The sequence below is a fragment of the Reyranella sp. genome (genome assembly GCF_004297405.1).
In the GTDB taxonomy this organism is placed as follows: Bacteria; Pseudomonadota; Alphaproteobacteria; order Reyranellales; family Reyranellaceae; genus Reyranella.
The window spans coordinates 257,512-274,896 of the sequence record NZ_SCVC01000011.1 but is presented as its reverse complement, the minus strand read 5'-3'; the positions used below and the strand labels follow the sequence as shown (position 1 = coordinate 274,896).

Annotated in this window: 17 protein-coding genes; 6 read left to right on the top strand and 11 right to left on the bottom strand. The window is 63.3% G+C overall.

Features of this window, described 5'->3' with window-relative positions:
* Positions 1–11 precede the first annotated feature (11 nt).
* Positions 12–272: a hypothetical protein gene (locus EPO50_RS09195; protein WP_296343164.1), complete on the top strand. Its 261-nt coding sequence runs from the start codon at positions 12–14 to the stop codon at positions 270–272.
* Positions 273–289: 17 nt separating this feature from the next.
* Here EPO50_RS09195 and EPO50_RS09190 read toward each other — a convergent pair whose 3' ends face one another.
* The 4 genes from EPO50_RS09190 to EPO50_RS09175 all read right to left on the bottom strand — a co-directional run bounded on the left by EPO50_RS09190 (position 290) and on the right by EPO50_RS09175 (position 3,941).
* Complete coding sequence (locus EPO50_RS09190) at positions 290–1,366, bottom strand: amino acid ABC transporter permease (protein ID WP_296343163.1); 1,077 nt, start codon at positions 1,364–1,366, stop codon at positions 290–292.
* Positions 1,363–2,517: an ABC transporter permease subunit gene (locus EPO50_RS09185; RefSeq protein WP_296343161.1), complete on the bottom strand. Its 1,155-nt coding sequence runs from the start codon at positions 2,515–2,517 to the stop codon at positions 1,363–1,365. The genes EPO50_RS09190 and EPO50_RS09185 overlap by 4 nt, the downstream gene beginning before the upstream one ends.
* The gene (locus EPO50_RS09180; RefSeq protein WP_296343160.1) at positions 2,514–3,545 is read right to left on the bottom strand and encodes an amino acid ABC transporter substrate-binding protein; all 1,032 of its coding nucleotides are present in this window, start codon (positions 3,543–3,545) and stop codon (positions 2,514–2,516) included. The genes EPO50_RS09185 and EPO50_RS09180 overlap by 4 nt, the downstream gene beginning before the upstream one ends.
* A gap of 105 nt (positions 3,546–3,650) precedes the next feature.
* Positions 3,651–3,941, bottom strand: coding sequence for a hypothetical protein (locus EPO50_RS09175; RefSeq protein WP_296343158.1), 291 nt, complete (start codon positions 3,939–3,941; stop codon positions 3,651–3,653).
* A gap of 207 nt (positions 3,942–4,148) precedes the next feature.
* Between EPO50_RS09175 and EPO50_RS09170 the strand changes: the two genes are divergently transcribed.
* The 3 genes from EPO50_RS09170 (at position 4,149) to EPO50_RS09160 (ending at position 7,042) form a co-directional block, all read left to right on the top strand.
* Positions 4,149–4,454, top strand: a complete 306-nt coding sequence (locus EPO50_RS09170) for a hypothetical protein (RefSeq protein WP_296343156.1) — start codon at positions 4,149–4,151, stop codon at positions 4,452–4,454.
* Between the two features lie 169 nt (positions 4,455–4,623).
* Positions 4,624–5,472: a cation diffusion facilitator family transporter gene (locus EPO50_RS09165; protein ID WP_296343404.1), complete on the top strand. Its 849-nt coding sequence runs from the start codon at positions 4,624–4,626 to the stop codon at positions 5,470–5,472.
* A 76-nt stretch (positions 5,473–5,548) separates the two neighbouring features.
* Positions 5,549–7,042, top strand: coding sequence for a CoA-acylating methylmalonate-semialdehyde dehydrogenase (locus EPO50_RS09160; protein WP_296343154.1), 1,494 nt, complete (start codon positions 5,549–5,551; stop codon positions 7,040–7,042).
* Between the two features lie 6 nt (positions 7,043–7,048).
* Here EPO50_RS09160 and EPO50_RS09155 read toward each other — a convergent pair whose 3' ends face one another.
* The 3 genes from EPO50_RS09155 to EPO50_RS09145 form a co-directional block, all read right to left on the bottom strand.
* On the bottom strand, positions 7,049–8,530 hold the full coding sequence (locus EPO50_RS09155; RefSeq protein WP_296343153.1) for an ABC transporter substrate-binding protein: 1,482 nt from the start codon (positions 8,528–8,530) through the stop codon (positions 7,049–7,051).
* A 174-nt stretch (positions 8,531–8,704) separates the two neighbouring features.
* Positions 8,705–10,285, bottom strand: coding sequence for an ABC transporter substrate-binding protein (locus EPO50_RS09150; RefSeq protein ID WP_296343151.1), 1,581 nt, complete (start codon positions 10,283–10,285; stop codon positions 8,705–8,707).
* A 3-nt stretch (positions 10,286–10,288) separates the two neighbouring features.
* Positions 10,289–11,920: a GMC family oxidoreductase gene (locus EPO50_RS09145; RefSeq protein ID WP_296343150.1), complete on the bottom strand. Its 1,632-nt coding sequence runs from the start codon at positions 11,918–11,920 to the stop codon at positions 10,289–10,291.
* 65 nt (positions 11,921–11,985) lie between these two features.
* Here EPO50_RS09145 and EPO50_RS09140 point away from each other — a divergent pair, with 65 nt between their 5' ends.
* Both EPO50_RS09140 and EPO50_RS09135 read left to right on the top strand, forming a co-directional pair.
* Positions 11,986–12,531 (top strand): GNAT family N-acetyltransferase, encoded by a 546-nt coding sequence (locus tag EPO50_RS09140; protein ID WP_296343148.1) that lies wholly within the window; start codon positions 11,986–11,988, stop codon positions 12,529–12,531.
* A 95-nt stretch (positions 12,532–12,626) separates the two neighbouring features.
* Positions 12,627–13,769, top strand: coding sequence for an amidohydrolase family protein (locus EPO50_RS09135; protein WP_296343146.1), 1,143 nt, complete (start codon positions 12,627–12,629; stop codon positions 13,767–13,769).
* 6 nt (positions 13,770–13,775) lie between these two features.
* Here EPO50_RS09135 and EPO50_RS09130 read toward each other — a convergent pair whose 3' ends face one another.
* From EPO50_RS09130 to EPO50_RS09115, 4 genes are all read right to left on the bottom strand, one after another.
* The gene (locus EPO50_RS09130; RefSeq protein WP_296343144.1) at positions 13,776–14,300 is read right to left on the bottom strand and encodes a hypothetical protein; all 525 of its coding nucleotides are present in this window, start codon (positions 14,298–14,300) and stop codon (positions 13,776–13,778) included.
* Between the two features lie 92 nt (positions 14,301–14,392).
* Entirely contained in the window at positions 14,393–15,454 is a 1,062-nt protein-coding gene (locus tag EPO50_RS09125; RefSeq protein ID WP_296343142.1) for a serine hydrolase, read from the bottom strand.
* Between the two features lie 83 nt (positions 15,455–15,537).
* Positions 15,538–15,777 carry an Lrp/AsnC ligand binding domain-containing protein gene (locus EPO50_RS09120; protein WP_020697587.1) on the bottom strand — a complete coding sequence of 80 codons (240 nt, stop codon included), beginning with the start codon at positions 15,775–15,777 and terminating at the stop codon, positions 15,538–15,540.
* Between the two features lie 26 nt (positions 15,778–15,803).
* Positions 15,804–17,357, bottom strand: a complete 1,554-nt coding sequence (locus EPO50_RS09115) for a DEAD/DEAH box helicase (protein ID WP_296343139.1) — start codon at positions 17,355–17,357, stop codon at positions 15,804–15,806.
* Positions 17,358–17,385: the final 28 nt, after the last annotated feature.

Sequence of the window (17,385 nt, the reverse complement as noted above, 5' to 3'; positions counted from 1 at the left end):
GACCCGCCGGCATGGCCATACAGTATTTCGCCAAGGTCACGGCGAACGATCATGAAGTGTTTCAGCGCACCGTTAAACACTATCCGGCCTCGAGCTATTCCGATTGGCATCTGCGCGAGGCCGCGCGGATGGCGGAATGGCGCGCCCGGCGACACACCATCAAGATGGTCGCGATCACCCCGAAGGAATTTGCCGATCATTGCACCAGGACCGGCAAGCCCAGTGACATCATCACGTTCAAGGCATTCCTGATCGACAAGGCCGGGTTCTGATCCCTGGATAGAAGCGCCTAGCGGCCATAAGCGGCCTGCAGGCGCTTCTCCTTGAGGCGGCTCCATTGCGAGAGGCCGAAGCAGGAGAACCAGTAGATCGCCCCCGCGAAAACATAGGCCTCCATGTTCATGCCGACCCAGGCCGGATCGGCGAGTGCCGCCTGGGCGATACCCAGCAGGTCGAAGATCGAGACGATCAGGACCAGTGTCGTGTTCTTGAACAGCGCGATGAACTCGTTGGTCATGGCTGGCAGGGAAATGCGCAGCGCCTGCGGCAGCACGATCAGCCGCATGGTCCGCCAGTAGCCGAGACCAAGCGCCTGTGACGCTTCGGCCTGCCCGTCGGGTAGCGCCTGCAGACCGCCTCGCACCGCTTCGGCCATGTAGGCTGCAATGACGAAGGCAAGCCCGATGACGGCGCGAGCCAATCGGTCGACATTAAAGCCGGTCGGCATGATCAGCGGCAACAGCAGCGAAGCCAGGAAGATCACGGTGATGATCGGCACGCCGCGCCAAAATTCGATGAAGACGATCGAGGCGAAACGGATCAGCGGCAGGCGTGAGCGGCGTCCCAGTGCCAGCAGGATTCCGAGCGGTACCGCGATCAGGCCGGCATAGATCGCCAGGAACAGGGTCAGCATCAGGCCACCCCACTCGCGTGTCTCGACCAGCTTGAGGCCCCAACCGCCGTAGAGCAGCCAGATCCCCAGCGGTGGCAGCACGATCAGGGCGAGGATCGATGCCTCCTTGCGCCGTGGCAGGCCGCGCCAGGAGAGCGCTATGGCTGCGCCAACAATCAACAAGCCCAGCAGATCGACCCGCCAGCGTTCGGCTAGAGGATACTGGCCGTACATGAACTGGCCGAAGCGGGCGCGAATGAAGACCCAGCAGGCGCCGGAACTGCGGCAATCCTCGCGCGTCGTGCCGTTCCAGGTCGCGTCGATCAGCAGCCATTCGATCAGCGGCACGGAAACGCGCCAGATGATGTAGAGGCAAACCAATGTCGCCAGCGCGTCGAGGGGCGTGGCGAACAGTCGTTGCCGAAGCGTCTCGGCCCAGGGCGGGAGGATGCGCGGGAGGTCGTTGAGCCTCATCGCGTCACCAGCTTGTGGCGCGCGTTGTACCAATTCATAAACAACGACACGAAAAGGCTGAGCGCGAGGTAGATCGCCAGCGTAATGGCGATGATCTCGACCGCCTGCCCGGTGGCGACAAGGGCCGAGCCCATGAACACCGACACGATGTCGGGATAGGCAATGGCCGCGCCGAACGAGGAATTCTTGATCAGGTTGAGATACTGGCTGGTGATCGGCGGGATGATCACCGGCATGGCTTGCGGGATCACCACCAGCCGCACAACGCGCCCGGGGCTGAGGCCGAGCGCCCGCCCGGCGTCGAGCTGGCCCTGCCGCACCGACTGGATACCGCCGCGCACGACCTCGGCGATGAAGCCTGCCGTGTAGGTCGAGAGCGCCGCAAACAATGCGACGAACTCCGGCACCAGCACGAAACCGCCGCGATAGTTGAAGCCACGCAGGGTCGGCACATCCCAGGACGTGGTGAAGCCGGCCGCCACGAAGGCCGCCAATGGCAAGGCGCCGCATAACACGAAGCCCACCGCCCACAGCGGAAAATCCCGACCGGTACGGGCCTGCCGGGCGCGTGCCCAGCGCGACAGTCCGAACTGAACCGCGATCAGCACAAGCGTTACGACGACCGCAATCCTGAAGCCTGCGAGATCGTTGGGGGTCGGAATGGAGAGGCCACGCCGGTTCAGGAACACGGCATCGAAAAGGCCCAGGCTCTCGCGCGGCGTCGGCAGGGCAGCGAGAACGCCGAAGTACCAGAACAACACGAAGAACAGCAGCGGGATGTTGCGCACGAACTCGATGTAGAAGCCGGCCAGGCTCGACAGCAGCCAATTGCGCGACAGGCGCAGCAGGCCGACGCTGAAGCCGATCACCGTCGCCACGGCGATCGACACCACCGACACCAGGATGGTGTTGACGATGCCGGTCCACAGCAGCGCCAGGATCGTGTCGGACGGCTTGTAGCCCGTCAGGTTGAACGGCACTTCGATGCCGGAATCACGCCACAGGAACTGGAAGCCGGTCGCCATGCCGGCTTTCAGCATGTTCTCCGAGGCGTTCTGCACGAAGAACCAGATGACGGCCAGCAACCCGACCGTCGCTAGGCCCTGCCAGAAGTAGTCGCGTACCTTGCGGTCGCGTAGGAAGCGGATCACTGGAATGGCGGTGTGAACAGAAGCCCACCCTTGGTCCAGAGCTGATTGGCGCCACGTGGCAGCTTGAGCGGCGAGCCCATGCCGACCGTGCGCTCGTAGCTTTCGCCGTAGTTACCGACCTGCTTGATGGCGTTGAACATCCAGTCGTTGGAGATGCCCATCATCTCGCCGAACTTGCCTTCGACGCCCAGCAGACGGCGGACTTCCGAGTTGGTCGACTTGGCCTTCATTTCGTCGACGTTCTTTGAGGTGACGCCCAGGGCTTCGGCAGCGATGGTGCCGTTCAGCACCCAGCGCACGATGAGCTGCCAGCGCTCGTCACCCCAGCGCGTCACCGGTCCCTGCGGATCGTTGGAGATGATCTCGGACAGGATCTGATGCTCTTCCGGGTTCTTGAACTTGATGCGCTGGCCGGCGAGCGCGCCGATGCCTGCCGTGTAGGCATCGCAGCGGCCCTGGTCGTAGGCCGAGATGGCGTCGTCGTTCTTCTGGAAGTTGATGACCGTGACCTTGAGGTTGCGCTCGCGGAACCAGTCGGCCGCCATCTTCTCCTCGGTCGAACCGGCGGCGACGCAGATCGTGGCATCGGCGAGATCCTTCACCGCGGCGACCTTGGCCTTGGTCCGCACCACGAAGGTCTGGCCCTCGTAGAAGTTGATGCCCTGGAAGTTCACCCCGAGCGTGGCATTGCGCGAGAAGGTGATCGTCGTGTTGCGCGACAGGAGGTCGACCTGGCCAGATTGCAACACAGCCCAGCGTTGTTGCACGGAAGTGGGCGTGAACTTGACCTTGGTCGCATCACCCAGGACGGCCGCGGCCAGCGACCGGCAGTAGTCGACGTCGAGGCCTGTCCACTCGCCCTTGTCGTTGGCGAAGGAGAAGCCCGGCAGGCCGAGATGCACGCCGCATTCGATATGGCCGCGCGCCTTGATCGCATCGAGCGTCGGGCTGGGAGCGAGCTGCTGAGCCCCGGCAGACGAGGCGACAACGAGAAAAGCCGCCGAAACGGCGCTGGCGAATACTTTCATAACGGTTACTCCCCTGATGGGGCAGACCGTACTAGCCCTCGCTGGACGAGTAAACTGCAGGTCGAAACATGCCATAGGGGATGGCGTGGGCCTTTGAGATTTCAGCTATTTCTTGAGCTTGATGTCGGCCAGCACGGTGCGCAGCCCGGCCACGGTCACATCTTCGGGCGCCGGCCGCGCCAGCCAATCGGAGACCCAGTGTCTCGGCCGTTTCCCGCGATAGGTCGAGAGCATGCGCTCCGCCAACCCGTAGTTACCGAGCAGGAGCGCACTGTGCACGGCATAGAGGAATGACGCTTCCTGTTTGGTCAGAGGACGACCGGCGCGCTCCATACGATCGAGTTCGCGTTCGTAGGCGTCCTGGGTCGTTCGCCGAAATTCGTCGTCGTACTCCAAGGCGGTGTTCCCCGTGCACGGCTGCTCTAGGTAGCTTGCCCGTATTTGTAGAGTAGGCGAGCGAGAAATACTCGCCTCGGCCAATACTCGGTATGCACTGCACGCGTTGCTTTCGCTGTCACCGAAAAATATGCGCAGCGCAGCGAGCGTCATAAAACTGCAGCGAGAAAGGTGGACATGGTCTCGTGGCATTGCCGCGAGGGTCCGATGCTGTTTGAGCTGCAAGAGTTGGTGGACAGGCTGGACGCGACCGGCCGGCAGATCGTCGAAGCGCCCATGAAGCTCGAATTCCATCGCGATCTGTTGCTGCAGATCCAGCGGATGTCGATGCTAGCGCAAGCGCCCGACCTGCCCCTCTACATCCGAAGTGCCGCAAAGGATGTCGAAACCAGGGCCAATCGCGCCGCTCGCGCTGCCGAATCGGCCAATGCGGTCGATCTCGAGGAGATCATCCAGGAGATGCAGGTCGGCCTGGACGCCTTGCGCGCAGCCATCGAACGAGGCCGCGCCTAGACTATCGCCCTGCTTACTGGACGCTCCGTGTATGATTGCGCGCGCGTCCACTTGTCATCAAACTGTCACCTCGCGTCACCAGGAGAGTCGGATGTCCGCAGGCCACGATCATGCCGGTCATAGCCATAGCGGCCATTCTCACAACCATGCGGCCGGCGCCAACAGCAAGATGCTGGGCATAGCGCTCGCCCTCACCGGCACCTTCCTGATCGTCGAGTTGGTCGGCGCCTACCTGTTCAACAGCCTCGCGTTGCTCTCCGATGCTGCACACATGTTCACCGACGCCGCAGCACTGGCGATCGCGCTGACCGCCGTGAAGATCGGACAGCGACCGGCCGACGAGAGCCGGACCTTCGGCTACCGCCGCTTCGAGATCCTGGCAGCGGCCTTCAACGCCCTGCTGCTGTTCGCCGTCGCGGCCTTCGTACTCTGGGAAGGCATCAGCCGCCTGATGGTCGCGCAGCCCGTCGAATCGGGCGGCATGCTGGTCATTGCCGTGGCGGGCCTGGTCGTCAACCTCATCGCCATGCGTCTCCTGTCGGCGGGCAAAGACCAGAGCCTCAACGTCAAAGGCGCCTATCTCGAAGTCTGGGCCGACATGCTGGGATCGGCCGGGGTGGTTGGTGCGGCGCTGATCATCATGGCGACGGGTTGGACCTGGGTGGACGCCATCGTCGCCATCGCCATTGGCCTCTGGGTGCTGCCGCGCACCTGGACCCTGCTGAAGGATACGACGCAGATCCTACTCGAGGGCGTGCCGGCGCATTTGAAGCTGGCTGACATCAGGGCGGCCATGGCGGGCGCACCGGGTGTTGCCAGCGTGCACGACCTCCACGTCTGGTCGATGAGCAGCAACGATGTCAGCCTCTCGGCGCATGTCGTGCTGGCCGAAGGCGCCGAAGCCGAAACCGTTCGGCGCAGTGTCGCGGCCATTCTCCATGACCGGTTCAAGATCGAGCACGCGACGATCCAGACCGAACGAGAGGCCTGTGCAGTCCATGAGTCAGTCCATGCCTAGGGTCTATCCCTAGGATAGCTCATCCTCGTTCGCGTCGGTTCCATGCTAAAACGCCAGCGATTGAGCGGAGGAAACGATGGTCGCGAGCATTGGGCACTATGTCGACAACAAGCTGGTGGCGGGGAAGAGCGGCCGCACCGGCGATATCACGAACCCCGCGACCGGCGAGATCACCGCCAAGGTAGCCTTCGCCTCGGTCGAGGAGATTGACGCCGCCGTACAGATCGCCAAGAAGGCGCAATTGGCCTGGGCTGCGACCCCGCCGATGCGCCGTCAACGGGTCATGTTCAACCTCAAGGGATTGATCGAAAAGCGCCTCGACGATCTGGCGCGGCACCTGTCGCTCGAGCACGGCAAAACCTTCGACGACGCCAAGGGCGAAGTCGGACGCGGCCTCGAAGTCGTCGAATTCGCCTGCGGCATCGCCCATCACCTGCGTGGTGATTTCTCCGAGCAGGTCGCGTCGGACATGGACACCTGGTCGATCCGCCAGCCGCTCGGCGTGGTGGCAGGCATCACGCCGTTCAACTTCCCGATCATGATTCCCTGCTGGATGGGCGCCATGGCCGTGGCCACAGGCAACGCCTTCATCCTGAAGCCCTCGGAGAAGGACCCCAGCGCGCCCATGCTGCTGGCTGAGCTCTATGCCGAGGCGGGCGCGCCGGCCGGCATCTTCCAGGTGCTGAATGGCGACAAGGTCGCGGTCGATGCGCTGCTGAAGCATCCCGATGTGCCGGCGATCTCCTTCGTCGGCTCGACTGCGATCGGCGAGTACGTCTATCACACCGGCACGCAGCAGAATAAGCGCGTGCAAGCGCTGTGCGGCGCCAAGAACCACATGGTGGTGATGCCCGATGCCGACCTCGACCAGACGGCCGATGCCCTGATGGGAGCAGCCTATGGCGCCGCCGGCCAGCGCTGCATGGCGATCTCGGTGGCTGTCGCAGTGGGCGATGTCGGAGACCGGCTGATCGAAAAGCTGGCGCCCCGTGTCCAGACCCTCAAGGTCGGACCGGGCCTCGATCCGCAGTCGGAGATGGGTCCGCTCGTGACGCGCCAGCATCGCGACAAGGTGATGGGCTATGTCGACCAGGGCGTGAAGGAAGGCGCCAAGCTGGTGGTCGATGGCCGCGGGCTGAAGCTGCAGGGCTACGAGAACGGCAACTTCATGGGCGGTTGCCTATTCGACCAGGTGACGCCAGACATGACGATCTACAAGGACGAGATCTTCGGACCCGTGCTCTCGGTCGTGCGCTCCAAGACCTTCGACGATGCCGTAAAGCTGGTAAACGACCACGCCTATGGCAACGGCACGGCGATCTTCACCCGCGACGGCGATGCCGCCCGCGCCTTCGCCAGCAACGTGAAGATAGGCATGGTCGGCATCAACGTGCCGATCCCGGTGCCCGTGGCCTATCACAGCTTCGGCGGCTGGAAGGCCTCGGTGTTCGGCGATCACGGCATCTACGGCATGGAAGGCGTGCGCTTCTACACCAAGCTCAAGACCGTGACCGCCCGCTGGCCGACCGGCATCCGGTCGGGTGCGGAGTTCAACTTCAAGGCGCGATAGGCCCCGTCACTTCTTTTCGATGTTCCAGAAAATCGTGACCGGCGAGATGAGATTGCCGGTCACGTTCTTGCGCAATGCCACCGGCGCGTACCATTGGCCGACATAGCCGTGCGTCGGATTTTCCGACACGCGCACCTGCATGGCGGTGGCCAGTTCCTTCTGCTTGGCCGGGTCGGTCTCGTCGGCGAAGGCGGCGCGCAACCGTAGAAGCTCGTCGTCCTTCGGCCAGCCGAACCAGGCATTCTCACCCACAGCGTTGATGTAGGTGTTGGCCAGCGGATCGACGATGTCGACGGCGGCCGACGAGGTCAGGAAGGCATTCCAGCCGCCCTTGTCCGGCGGGTCCTTGCGGGCGCGGCGGCTGACCAAGGTCTGCCAATCCATCGACTGCATATCGACCTTGATACCGGCCCGTTCCATCAGCGACTTGGCGACCGGCGCAAGGTTCGTCAGCACGTAAAGGTCGGTGGAGTGCATCAGAACCACGGGAGTGCCGTCATAGCCGCCTTCCTTCAGAAGCTCCTTCGCCTTGGCGAAGTTGCTGTCGTACATCGCTTCCATGCCCTTGGTAGTGGCATAGGGCGTGTCGCACATGAACATCGCCTTGCAGACTTTGTAGTACTTGGGATCACCGATCACGCCGTCGAGGAAGTCCTTCTGGTTGAAGGCGGTGATGACAGCTTGCCGGATCTTGGCGTTATCGAACGGCTTGAAGAGCTGGTTGAAGCGGAAGATGTACTGGTTGCCCCACTTGTTCAGGTTTTCCAGCTTGATGTTGGGATCGGCCTCCATGACCTTGAACAGGTCGTGCTGCGGGCTTTCGATCATGTCGATCTCGCCCCTGATCAGGGCGTTCACCACGGTCTGCTGGTCCGGCATGGCGACCCATTCGACGCGATCGACCTTGGCGATCTTGCCGCCGGCCAGCCCCGATGCCGGCTCGGCGCGTGGCTTGTACTTGGGGTTCTTGACGTAGACCGTCTTGTCGCCGGGCTTCCATTCCTCCTTCTTGAAGATGAAAGGACCAGAGCCGGTGTACTCGTCGATCTGCTTGCCGGGGTCTGTCTCGGCGACCTTCTTCGGCATGATGAAAGGGTTGCCCGAGGGCTTGCCCAGTGCCTGCAGCATGATGCCGGTCGGTGCCTTCAGCACGATCTGGAAGGTCTTGGGGTCGATCGCTTTGACATCGACCACTTTGGTCCAGAGCATCTGGCCCAGCGGATCACGCACCGCCCAACGCTTGAGCGAGGGGATGACGTCAGCCGACGTGACCGGCGTGCCATCGTGGAATTCGAGACCGTCGCGCAAGGCGAAGGTCCAGGTGAGCTTGTCGTCGCTCACCTTCCACGTATCGACCATCTGCGGCTTGACCTCGAGATTGCCGTCCAGCGCGAACAGCGTGTCGTAGATCATGTAGCCGTGGTTGCGGACGATGTAGGCCGTCGTCCAGATCGGATCGAGGATCTTGAGATCGGAGTGGTTGACCACCCTCAGAGTCGTTTGCGCCTGAACACTCCCGACGACGCCTGATGCTACGCCGAGTACGCACGCTACTGCTAAGCCAAGTACACGCTTGCGCATTACCCGCCTCCCTATTTGCAGACGACATGCATCGTCTGCCATGGAGGTAGGTATTGGCAAGCGCTACCGGAGAAGCGTTCGCTACTTCTTCTCGACGTTCCAGAACACCGGCACGGGCGAAGTGACGTTGCCGCTGATGTTCTTGCGGGTTCCCATCGCTCCGGTGTACTGGCCGAGCACGGCGTGCGTCGGTACTTCGGCGGCGCGGAGCTGAATCTTCTCGACGAGCTCCTTGCGCTTGGCCTCGTCCGTCTCGTCGGCGAAGGCCTGACGCAGCCGTGTGATCTCCTCGTCGCAGGGCCAGCCGAACCACGCCTTGTCGCAGCTCGCACTGATGAAGCTCGAATTCACCGGGTCGAGCGAGTCGACGCTGCTGGTCGAGGTGATCAGGATGTTCCAGCCACCTTTGTCCGGCGCGTCCTTCTTGGCGCGGCGGGCAACCAGGGTCTGCCAGTCCATCGACTGCATGTCGACCTTGAGGCCAGCCTTCTCCATCAACGACTTGGCGATCGGCGCCATGTTGGTCAGAACGTAGAGGTCGGTCGAATGCAGCAGCACGACGGGCGTACCGTCGTAGCCGCCTGCCTTCAGGAGTTCTTTCGCCTTGGCGAAATCGCTGCCGTACTTGTCCTCGAAGCCTGCGGCCGTCTCGTAGGGGCCGCCACAGACGAACATCGCCTTGCAGAGCTTGTAGTAGTCGGGGTCGCCGATCACGCCTTCGAGGAAGTCCTTCTGGTTCAACGCATAGAGCATCGCCTGCCGGTTCTTGGGATTGTCGAACGGCTTGTGGAGCTGGTTGAAGCGGTAGATGTACTGGTTGCCCCACTTGTTGGTGGTGACCAGTGCGATGTTCTTGTCGTTCTTCAGGATCGGATAGAGATCGTGCTGGGGCTGCTCGATGATGTCGATCTCACCGGCCTGCAGCGCGTTGACCGCGGTCTGCTGGTCGGGCATCGCCACCCACTCGACGCGATCGACCTTGGCGATCTTGCCGCCGGCCAGCCCCGACGCCGGCTCGGCGCGCGGCTTGTACTTGGGATTCTTGACGTAGACCGTCTTGTCACCGGGCTTCCATTCGTCCTTCTTGAAGATGAACGGCCCTGAGCCGACATAGTCGTCGATCTGCTTGCTGGGGTCGGTTTCCGCGACCCGCTTCGGCATGATGAACGGATTGCCCGAAGGCTTGGCCAGCGCCTGCAGCACGATGCCGGTCGGCGCCTTCAGCACGAGCTGGAAGGTCTTGGGATCGACGGCCTTGGCTTCGGCGACCTTGGCCCACAGGATCTGGCCCAGCGAATCACGGGCCGCCCAGCGCTTCAGCGAAGCAATCACGTCGTCGGACGTGACCGGCTGGCCGTCATGGAATTCGAGTCCGTCACGCAGGGTGAAGGTCCAGGTGAGCTTGTCGTCGCTCATCTTCCACGTGTCGACCATCTGCGGCTGGATCTTCAGGTTGCTGTCCAGCGCAAACAGCGTGTCGTAGACCATGTAGCCGTGGTTGCGCACGATGAAGGCCGTGGTCCAGATCGGATCCAGGATCTTGAGATCCGAATGCATGACCGCCCGCAGGGTCTTGGGCTGCTGGGCGATCGCCGTCACCGGGGCTGCTACCGGCGTCGAAAGCGCCAGTGCCGCGAACAGTCCGAGTATCCGTTTACGCATATTCTAACGTCCTTCCTCAATCATCATTTGCGCAGCCTTGTCGGCGATCATGATCGTTGGCGTGTTGGTGTTGCCCGAGGTGATCGTCGGCATCACCGATGCATCGACCACCCGTAGTCTTTCGAGACCGATGACCCGCAGCCTATCATCCACTACCGTCATCGGATCGGAGGGCAAGCCCATCTTCGCCGTCCCGACAGGATGGAAAATCGTGGTGCCGATATCGCCGGCCGCCTTGGCGAGCGAGGCCTCGTCGTCACCGATGCTCGGCCCCGGCAGATACTCTTCCGGCCGGTAGACCTGCATCGCGGGTTGCTTCATCAGCCGACGCGTGACGCGGATCGCATCGGCCGCCACGCGCCGATCCTCCGGCGTCGAAAGATAGTTGGGTGCGATGACCGGCTTGGCCGCAGGATCGCCCGAGCGCAGACGGACGGTGCCGCGTGATGTCGGCCGCAGATTGCAGGCGCTGACGGTGATGGCGGGGAAGCGATGGAGCGGCTCACCGAACTTGTCGAGCGAAAGCGGCTGCACATGGAACTCGATGTTGGCGCGTTCGTGATCGGGCGAAGACTTCGTGAAGATGCCGAGCTGGGAGGGCGCCATCGTGAGCGGGCCCGAGCGGAACAATGCATATTCCATGCCCATGAAGGCACGGCCGATCAGCGAATGATAGGTCGCGTTCAACGTCTTGACGCCCGTCACCTTGAAGATGGCGCGCTGTTGCAGATGGTCCTGCAGGTTGCGGCCGACACCTGGCCTGTCGTGCAATGTGGCAATGCCAAGCTCCGTCAGCCAGTCGGCCGCGCCGACGCCCGAGAGCTGCAGGATCTGCGGGGAGCCGATGGCACCCGCCGAGAGCACGACCTCGCCCTTGGCTCGCGCCTCGACGAGCTTCCCGCCCTGGCGGAATTGTACGCCGACGGCGCGCTTGCCCTCGAAGATGATCTTCTCGACCAGCACGCCCGTTTCCAGCCGCAGGTTCGGGCGGTTGAGCACAGGCTTCAGGAAGGCGGTGGCGACCGACATGCGCAGCCCGCGCTTCTGATTGACGTGGAAGTAGCCGACGCCTTCGTTGTCGCCGGTGTTGAAGTCCTGCGTCGCCGGCACGCCCATTTCCGTCGCGGCCTTGGTAATGGCGTCCAGCACGTCCCACTTCACGCGCATCTGCTCGACGCGCCATTCGCCGCTGCCACCATGATGCTCGGTGTCGCCGAGGAAGTGCCCGTCGAGCCGTCTGAAGACCGGCGCCACATCGTCCCAGCCCCAGCCGGTGAGGCCGAGTTGCCGCCAGTGGTCGTAATCCTGCGCCTGGCCGCGCATGGAGATCATGCCGTTGATCGCCGAGCAGCCGCCGATCACCTTGCCACGCGGATAGTTGAGTGCTCGACCGTTGAGCCCCGGCTCCTTCTCCGTCTGGAACAACCAGTCGGCCCGCGGATTGCCCATGGCATAGAGATAACCCACCGGAATGTGGAACCAGATCCAGTTGTCCTTGCCGCCAGCTTCCAGCAGCAGGACGCGCGACTTCGAATTGGCCGAAAGCCGGTTCGCCATCACGCAGCCAGCCGAGCCGGCACCGACGACGATGTAATCGAAATCCCCTTCGAGACGGGCGGCCGTTTCCGCAGTCATCCAGCACTCCTTGCGCCATCAGGGCTAGACTGTTCCGGGATTTTCAACAAGCCTGCTGTAACTGGATGCACCTGGAAACTTCGCGACTGCTGCTCCGTCCCTGGGAAGACCGCGATCGGGCGGCCTTCGCGGCGATCAATGCCGATGCCGAGGTCCGGCGCTACTACTTCCCCTCGATCCTGTCGCGCGCCCAGTCGGACGAGCTGATCGACCGCTGTGCCGAACACCTCGACCTACATGGGTTCGGTTTCGTCGCCGTCGAGCGGCGCGAAGATGGCGGCCTGGTCGGTGGGCTCGGCCTCTCCAAGCCCGGCCCCGAAGTGCCGGGCGCGCCGGAGATGGAGGTCGGCTGGATCCTCGGCCGTCCCAACTGGCGGCGCGGCTACGCCTTCGAAGCGGCCTCGGCCTGCATCGCTCACGCTTGGTCGGCGCTGCAGGCGAAGGAGGTGGTGGCCTACACCTCGACCATCAACACACCTTCACGCCAGTTGATGGAGAAGCTTGGCATGACGCGATCGTCCGCAGACGATTTCGAAGACGCGACGGTACCGGTAGGCGACGCCCTCCGCCCACATGTCCTCTATCGCATGGGCAATCCCGCGCTGCGGTGACCTGCCGATACGCGAAACGAACGGCCATTGCTCGCTCTGTCAGGTGGCGCATAATTCGATCAGGAAATCCAAGGACGCAAAAGGGAGCCAACGCCATGCAGTACAAGCGCATATCGGCCGATTGCCACCTCGATCTACCCTGGATGCCGCCGGACCTGTTCACGTCGATGGCGCCGCGCGACATGAAGGATCGCATGCCGTACGTCGTGGAGACCGATGACGGCCCGAAGTGGACGGCCCGGAACGGCGCTACCTTCGGCTTCAAGAACGGCGTTGGCCCCGCGGGCGCCAAGTATGTTCCCGGCAAGCATCATCGCGTCGACATCATGGCCGAGACAGGCCTCTACGCCGACGGCGCCAAGGACATTCGCCGCGTTTCCGATCCGCACCTGCGCATCAAGGATCTCGATCGCGACGGCGTCGATGCTGAAGTGATCTACGGCATCCTGGGCGCATCGAGCCGACTGAACGACAAGGATGCGTCGAACGAGATGCTGCGCATCTACAACGACTGGCTGAAGGACTTCTGCAGCCATTATCCCGACCGGCACATCGGCCTCGCCTGCCTGCCCTATGGCGACATCGATGCCGCAGTGAAGGAGGTCCATCGCGCCGCCAAGATGGGGCTGCGCGGACTGGAACTCTCCTGCTCCTGGGACATGGAGCCGATGTGGCATCCAATGTGGGAGCCACTGTGGAAGGCGGTCAACGACGTGCAACTGCCGCTGCACTTCCACACCTTCCCCGCCGTACCGCCCGACACGATCAGCAAGCACCCCGGCCGGGTCGGCCGTTCGGTGTTCTTCACCGTCGTCTCCGGCTTCCAGATGAACCTGGTGAACATCCTGGCCGCCATCATCGCGGCCAACGTGCTGGAGCGTTACCCCAATGTCCGCATCGCCTTCGGCGAAAGCGGCTGCGGCTGGATTCCCTATGCGCTCGACCGCATGGACTTCGAATGGGAGGACCGCTTCACCGACCTCGGACTGAAGATGAAGCCCAGCGACTACTGGCGCCGCCAGTGCAAGGCGACCTTCCAGTTCGACCGCATCGGCGCCAAGCTGATCGACGACATGGGTGCGGAGAGCCTGATGTGGGGCTCCGACTACCCGCACGGCGACGGTGTGTGGCCGCACTCCGAGAAGTACATCAAGGAGCAGTTCGCCGAGGTGCCGGAGGAGCAGGTCAAGATGATCACCTGCACCAACGCCGGTAAGTTCTACGGGCTGATCAACTAGCCTCGATCACTGGCCAAGGTCGCTCTTCGACACGGTGTGGCGAAGAGCAAAGACTTCAGCAGAAGGCGCGTGTGCAGCACGCGCCTTTTCTGCATCTTCGACCGACCAGAAGAAGGCAACGATCGCCCGTTCGATCTGCCGGTCGGGTGCGGGCCGCAAATCCTTCTCCGTCGTATGCGCCTGGCCGACGGATTTGTGGCCCTGCAGCAGATCGAGCCGGGCAGGCGCAAGGGCGGCCAGTGCCTCGAATGGCACGGGATCGTTGGCGCCGAGGCGCAAGGTCAGCACAGCAGCAGCGATCCCGTCGCCCAACCGGCGCTCGACCGTGCAGACGGTGCGCCAGGTATCGCGGAACTTCGGGAAGATCGCGCGGCTCATTTCCGTCGGCGAGCGCAGGCGCGCGTAGTAGACGTCGCTCTCGTAGGCGTCCGCCGTCTCGGCATCGTAGAACAGGAGATAGCGGCCTGATTTCGTCACGGCCTTGAAGCGGCTGCCGCGTAGCCAGCCAGGACAACCCACCCTCTCCTGCATATGCTCGCGGCTGTGCCAGTTCTCAAAGAAGGCATCGTCCGCCGGATCGATATCGACCCAGAGGGCGAGAACCGCCTGGCCGCCGCTGCCGGTCAGGTTCCAGCCCCGATGCGCCTGACGGCGTTCGTGAAGGCCACCACCTCAGCACGACGATCATGATCTGTCGTCGACACATAGGGCGGTTGCGGGAATGCGGCGAGAGTCACGACGACCAGCCGCTCCTTGCGGAAGACGTCGATGCGCTGGCCGGCATGGCCGAGTGCCGCCATCACGCCGTCACCGAGCCACCAGCTATAGCCATAGTGGGTGATATCGAGGACCGGCGGCGCGGGCACGGCGAAGGCTGGCGTCGCGGCGGCATCGACCCAGCCTTCAGCCAGCACACGTTTGCCCGCGATCACGCCATCGTCGAGGACGAACTGCCCGAAGCGGCCGAAGTCGCGCAGGACCATGCCGGCCCGACTGCCGCCGATCTCCTGACCACCGTCGCTTTCCACTGTGTAGAAGGCATCGCATTCCATGCCGGCCGGCTGCCAGACCTTCTCGGACATGTAGTCGGCCAGCGGCTTGCCGACGGCCTTGGTGAGAGCTGCCCCCAGCAGATAGGTATCGCCGGAATTGTAGAGAAAGGTGCTGCCCGGCGGATTGGCGCGCGGCAGCGAGGCCATCAGCTTGAGGACGCCGCCCGGCACCTTGTCGGCCAGCGACTTGCTGTAGCGGTTCACGTCGGAGCTACGATCGGGATAGACCTCGGTCCAGCGCACGCCGGACGACATGGTCATGACATGACGCAGGGTCACGCCCTCGTAGGCGGAGCCCGCGAGCGCCGGCAAGTAGCGCGTGAGTGGGTCGTCGATCGAACCAATGGCGCCGTCGTGGATTGCGGCGCCCACCAGCATGGCCGTCATCGACTTCACGGTCGACATGGTCGACCAGCGATCATGTTCGCCGAGGCCAAGCCCGTAGCGTTCCAGAACGATCTTGCCGTCGCGGATCACCAGAACGCCCACGATCCTGTTGCGATCCATGAAGGAGCCGAGATCGTGATCGCTGCCGTCGGCCTGATAAACCGGCGCGATCTCCTCGCCGCGCGGCAGCTCGCGCGGACGATCACCGCGGCGGATCACGCGATGGGCGAACAGGCTGTCGACCATGCGGTAGGCGTAGGGCTGGATCGACGGCGGGAGGAGCAGGAAATCCTCGCCCCTCGGGAGATGCCGTCGCGGAACGGCCGTACTCAGGAAAAGGCCTTGAAGGTGATGAGGGTGAAGGTGTCCTTCACGCCCCGCAGCGTCTGGATGTGGCTGGTGACGAAGTGACCGATATCGGTCTTCTCGTCGAGATAGCACTTCATTAGTAGATCGTACTGGCCGGAGGTCGAATAGACCTCCGATACCTGTTCGATGTTCACAGCGTCGTCGGCGACCTCGTAGGCCTTACCGAGTTCGCACTTCACCATGACAAAAATAGTCTGCATGTGCCTCCGCTCCAGCGGCGCACACTCTAGCGCGTCGGGCGAGCGAGGAAAGCCGGGACGTGATCGCCGAGCCCCATCGGCACGGCCTCGTCACGATCATGGCGATCGTTGCGGTGCGGACGATCGCGACGCTCCGGCCGGCGCTCACGGTGAGCACGGCCCTCGCTGCGAGGTTCGCGGGGCTCACGAGCTTCATGCCGAGGCTCATGACGAGCCTCCTGCCGCGGTTCCTGGCGAGGTTCGCGATGGGGACGCTCGGCGCGCTCCGGACGCGGTGTACGCTCCGGACGCGGCGCACGCTCTGCCTGCACTTCGGCCTCGACTGGCTTCGGTTCGCGCTCGGCGCGGGGCGCGCGCGGAGCGCGTTCACCGCTGCGGCCACCACGGCCACCGCCGGCGGTCCGTCCACGTCCGCGGCCACGACGGCCACGGCCCTCGGACGGATCGAACGCAACGGCGTCCATGCCCGGCACTTCGACGCGCGGGATCTCGGCGCCAATCAGCTTTTCGATAGCCTCAACCAGGCTCCCTTCGGCAGGCGACGCCAGGGTGAAGGAATGGCCACTGTTTCCGGCGCGGCCGGTGCGGCCGATACGGTGAACGTAATCCTCCGGCGAGAACGGCACGTCGAAGTTGAACACGTGGCTCATGGCGACGATGTCGAGGCCGCGAGCCGCAACGTCGGACGCGACCAGGATCTGGATCTCGCCCTGCTTGAATTTCTCCAGCGTCTCCATACGCGCGGGCTGGCTCATGTCGCCATGCAGCGCACCGGCATTGAAGCCGTGCTTCTTGAGCGAACCTTGAAGAATCGCCACATCGCGCTTGCGATTGCAGAAGACGATGGCGTTCTTGATGTCCTGATCCTTGATCAGCCGACGCAGCGCCTCGCGCTTGTCTTCTTCGGGCACGACCGCGAGGCCCTGCACGATGTTCTTGCCGGTCGATGCCGGCGCCGAGACGGTCACTTCCTTCGGGTTGCTGAGGAAGCGGTCGGCCAGGCGCTTGATCTCCGGCGGCATGGTCGCCGAGAAGAACAGGGTCTGACGCATCGGCGAGAGCAGGCCGACAATGCGCTCGACGTCGGGGATGAACCCCATGTCGAGCATGCGATCGGCTTCGTCGATCACCAGCACCTTGACGTCGTTCAGCAGAACCTTGCCACGCTCGAAATGGTCGAGCAGGCGGCCCGGCGTGGCGATCAGCACGTCGACACCACGCTCGAGGGCCCGTTCCTGGTCCTCGAAGCTCACGCCGCCAATCAGCAGCGCCATGTTGAGCTTGTGGTTCTTGCCGTAGATTTCGAAGTTTTCGGCCACCTGGGCGGCGAGTTCGCGCGTCGGCTCCAGGATGAGCGATCGCGGCATGCGCGACTTGGCGCGGCCCTCGGCGAGGATATCGATCATCGGGAGGACGAAGGAGGCAGTCTTGCCTGTGCCCGTCTGGGCGCATCCGAGGATGTCACGACCCATCAGGACGATGGGGATGGCTTTTTCCTGGATCGGGGTGGGCTGGGTATAGCCCTTTTCAGACACTGCCTGCAGTACCGGGGCACTCAGCCCCAAACTCTCAAAACTCATTTATTTTCCGTAACTTAGTCCATTGTTC

What these genes read in the sequence shown, in the direction of transcription:
- EPO50_RS09195 (WP_296343164.1), top strand. Translation starts at nt 12, where the DNA reads ATGGCCATACAGTATTTCGCCAAGGTCACGGCGAACGATCATGAAGTG.
- EPO50_RS09190 (WP_296343163.1), bottom strand. Translation starts at nt 1,366, where the DNA reads ATGAGGCTCAACGACCTCCCGCGCATCCTCCCGCCCTGGGCCGAGACG.
- EPO50_RS09180 (WP_296343160.1), bottom strand. Translation starts at nt 3,545, where the DNA reads ATGAAAGTATTCGCCAGCGCCGTTTCGGCGGCTTTTCTCGTTGTCGCC.
- EPO50_RS09170 (WP_296343156.1), top strand. Translation starts at nt 4,149, where the DNA reads ATGCTGTTTGAGCTGCAAGAGTTGGTGGACAGGCTGGACGCGACCGGC.
- EPO50_RS09165 (WP_296343404.1), top strand. Translation starts at nt 4,624, where the DNA reads ATGCTGGGCATAGCGCTCGCCCTCACCGGCACCTTCCTGATCGTCGAG.
- EPO50_RS09160 (WP_296343154.1), top strand. Translation starts at nt 5,549, where the DNA reads ATGGTCGCGAGCATTGGGCACTATGTCGACAACAAGCTGGTGGCGGGG.
- EPO50_RS09150 (WP_296343151.1), bottom strand. Translation starts at nt 10,285, where the DNA reads ATGCGTAAACGGATACTCGGACTGTTCGCGGCACTGGCGCTTTCGACG.
- EPO50_RS09145 (WP_296343150.1), bottom strand. Translation starts at nt 11,920, where the DNA reads ATGACTGCGGAAACGGCCGCCCGTCTCGAAGGGGATTTCGATTACATC.
- EPO50_RS09140 (WP_296343148.1), top strand. Translation starts at nt 11,986, where the DNA reads ATGCACCTGGAAACTTCGCGACTGCTGCTCCGTCCCTGGGAAGACCGC.
- EPO50_RS09135 (WP_296343146.1), top strand. Translation starts at nt 12,627, where the DNA reads ATGCAGTACAAGCGCATATCGGCCGATTGCCACCTCGATCTACCCTGG.
- EPO50_RS09130 (WP_296343144.1), bottom strand. Translation starts at nt 14,300, where the DNA reads ATGCAGGAGAGGGTGGGTTGTCCTGGCTGGCTACGCGGCAGCCGCTTC.
- EPO50_RS09125 (WP_296343142.1), bottom strand. Translation starts at nt 15,454, where the DNA reads ATGGTCGACAGCCTGTTCGCCCATCGCGTGATCCGCCGCGGTGATCGT.
- EPO50_RS09120 (WP_020697587.1), bottom strand. Translation starts at nt 15,777, where the DNA reads ATGCAGACTATTTTTGTCATGGTGAAGTGCGAACTCGGTAAGGCCTAC.
- EPO50_RS09115 (WP_296343139.1), bottom strand. Translation starts at nt 17,357, where the DNA reads ATGAGTTTTGAGAGTTTGGGGCTGAGTGCCCCGGTACTGCAGGCAGTG.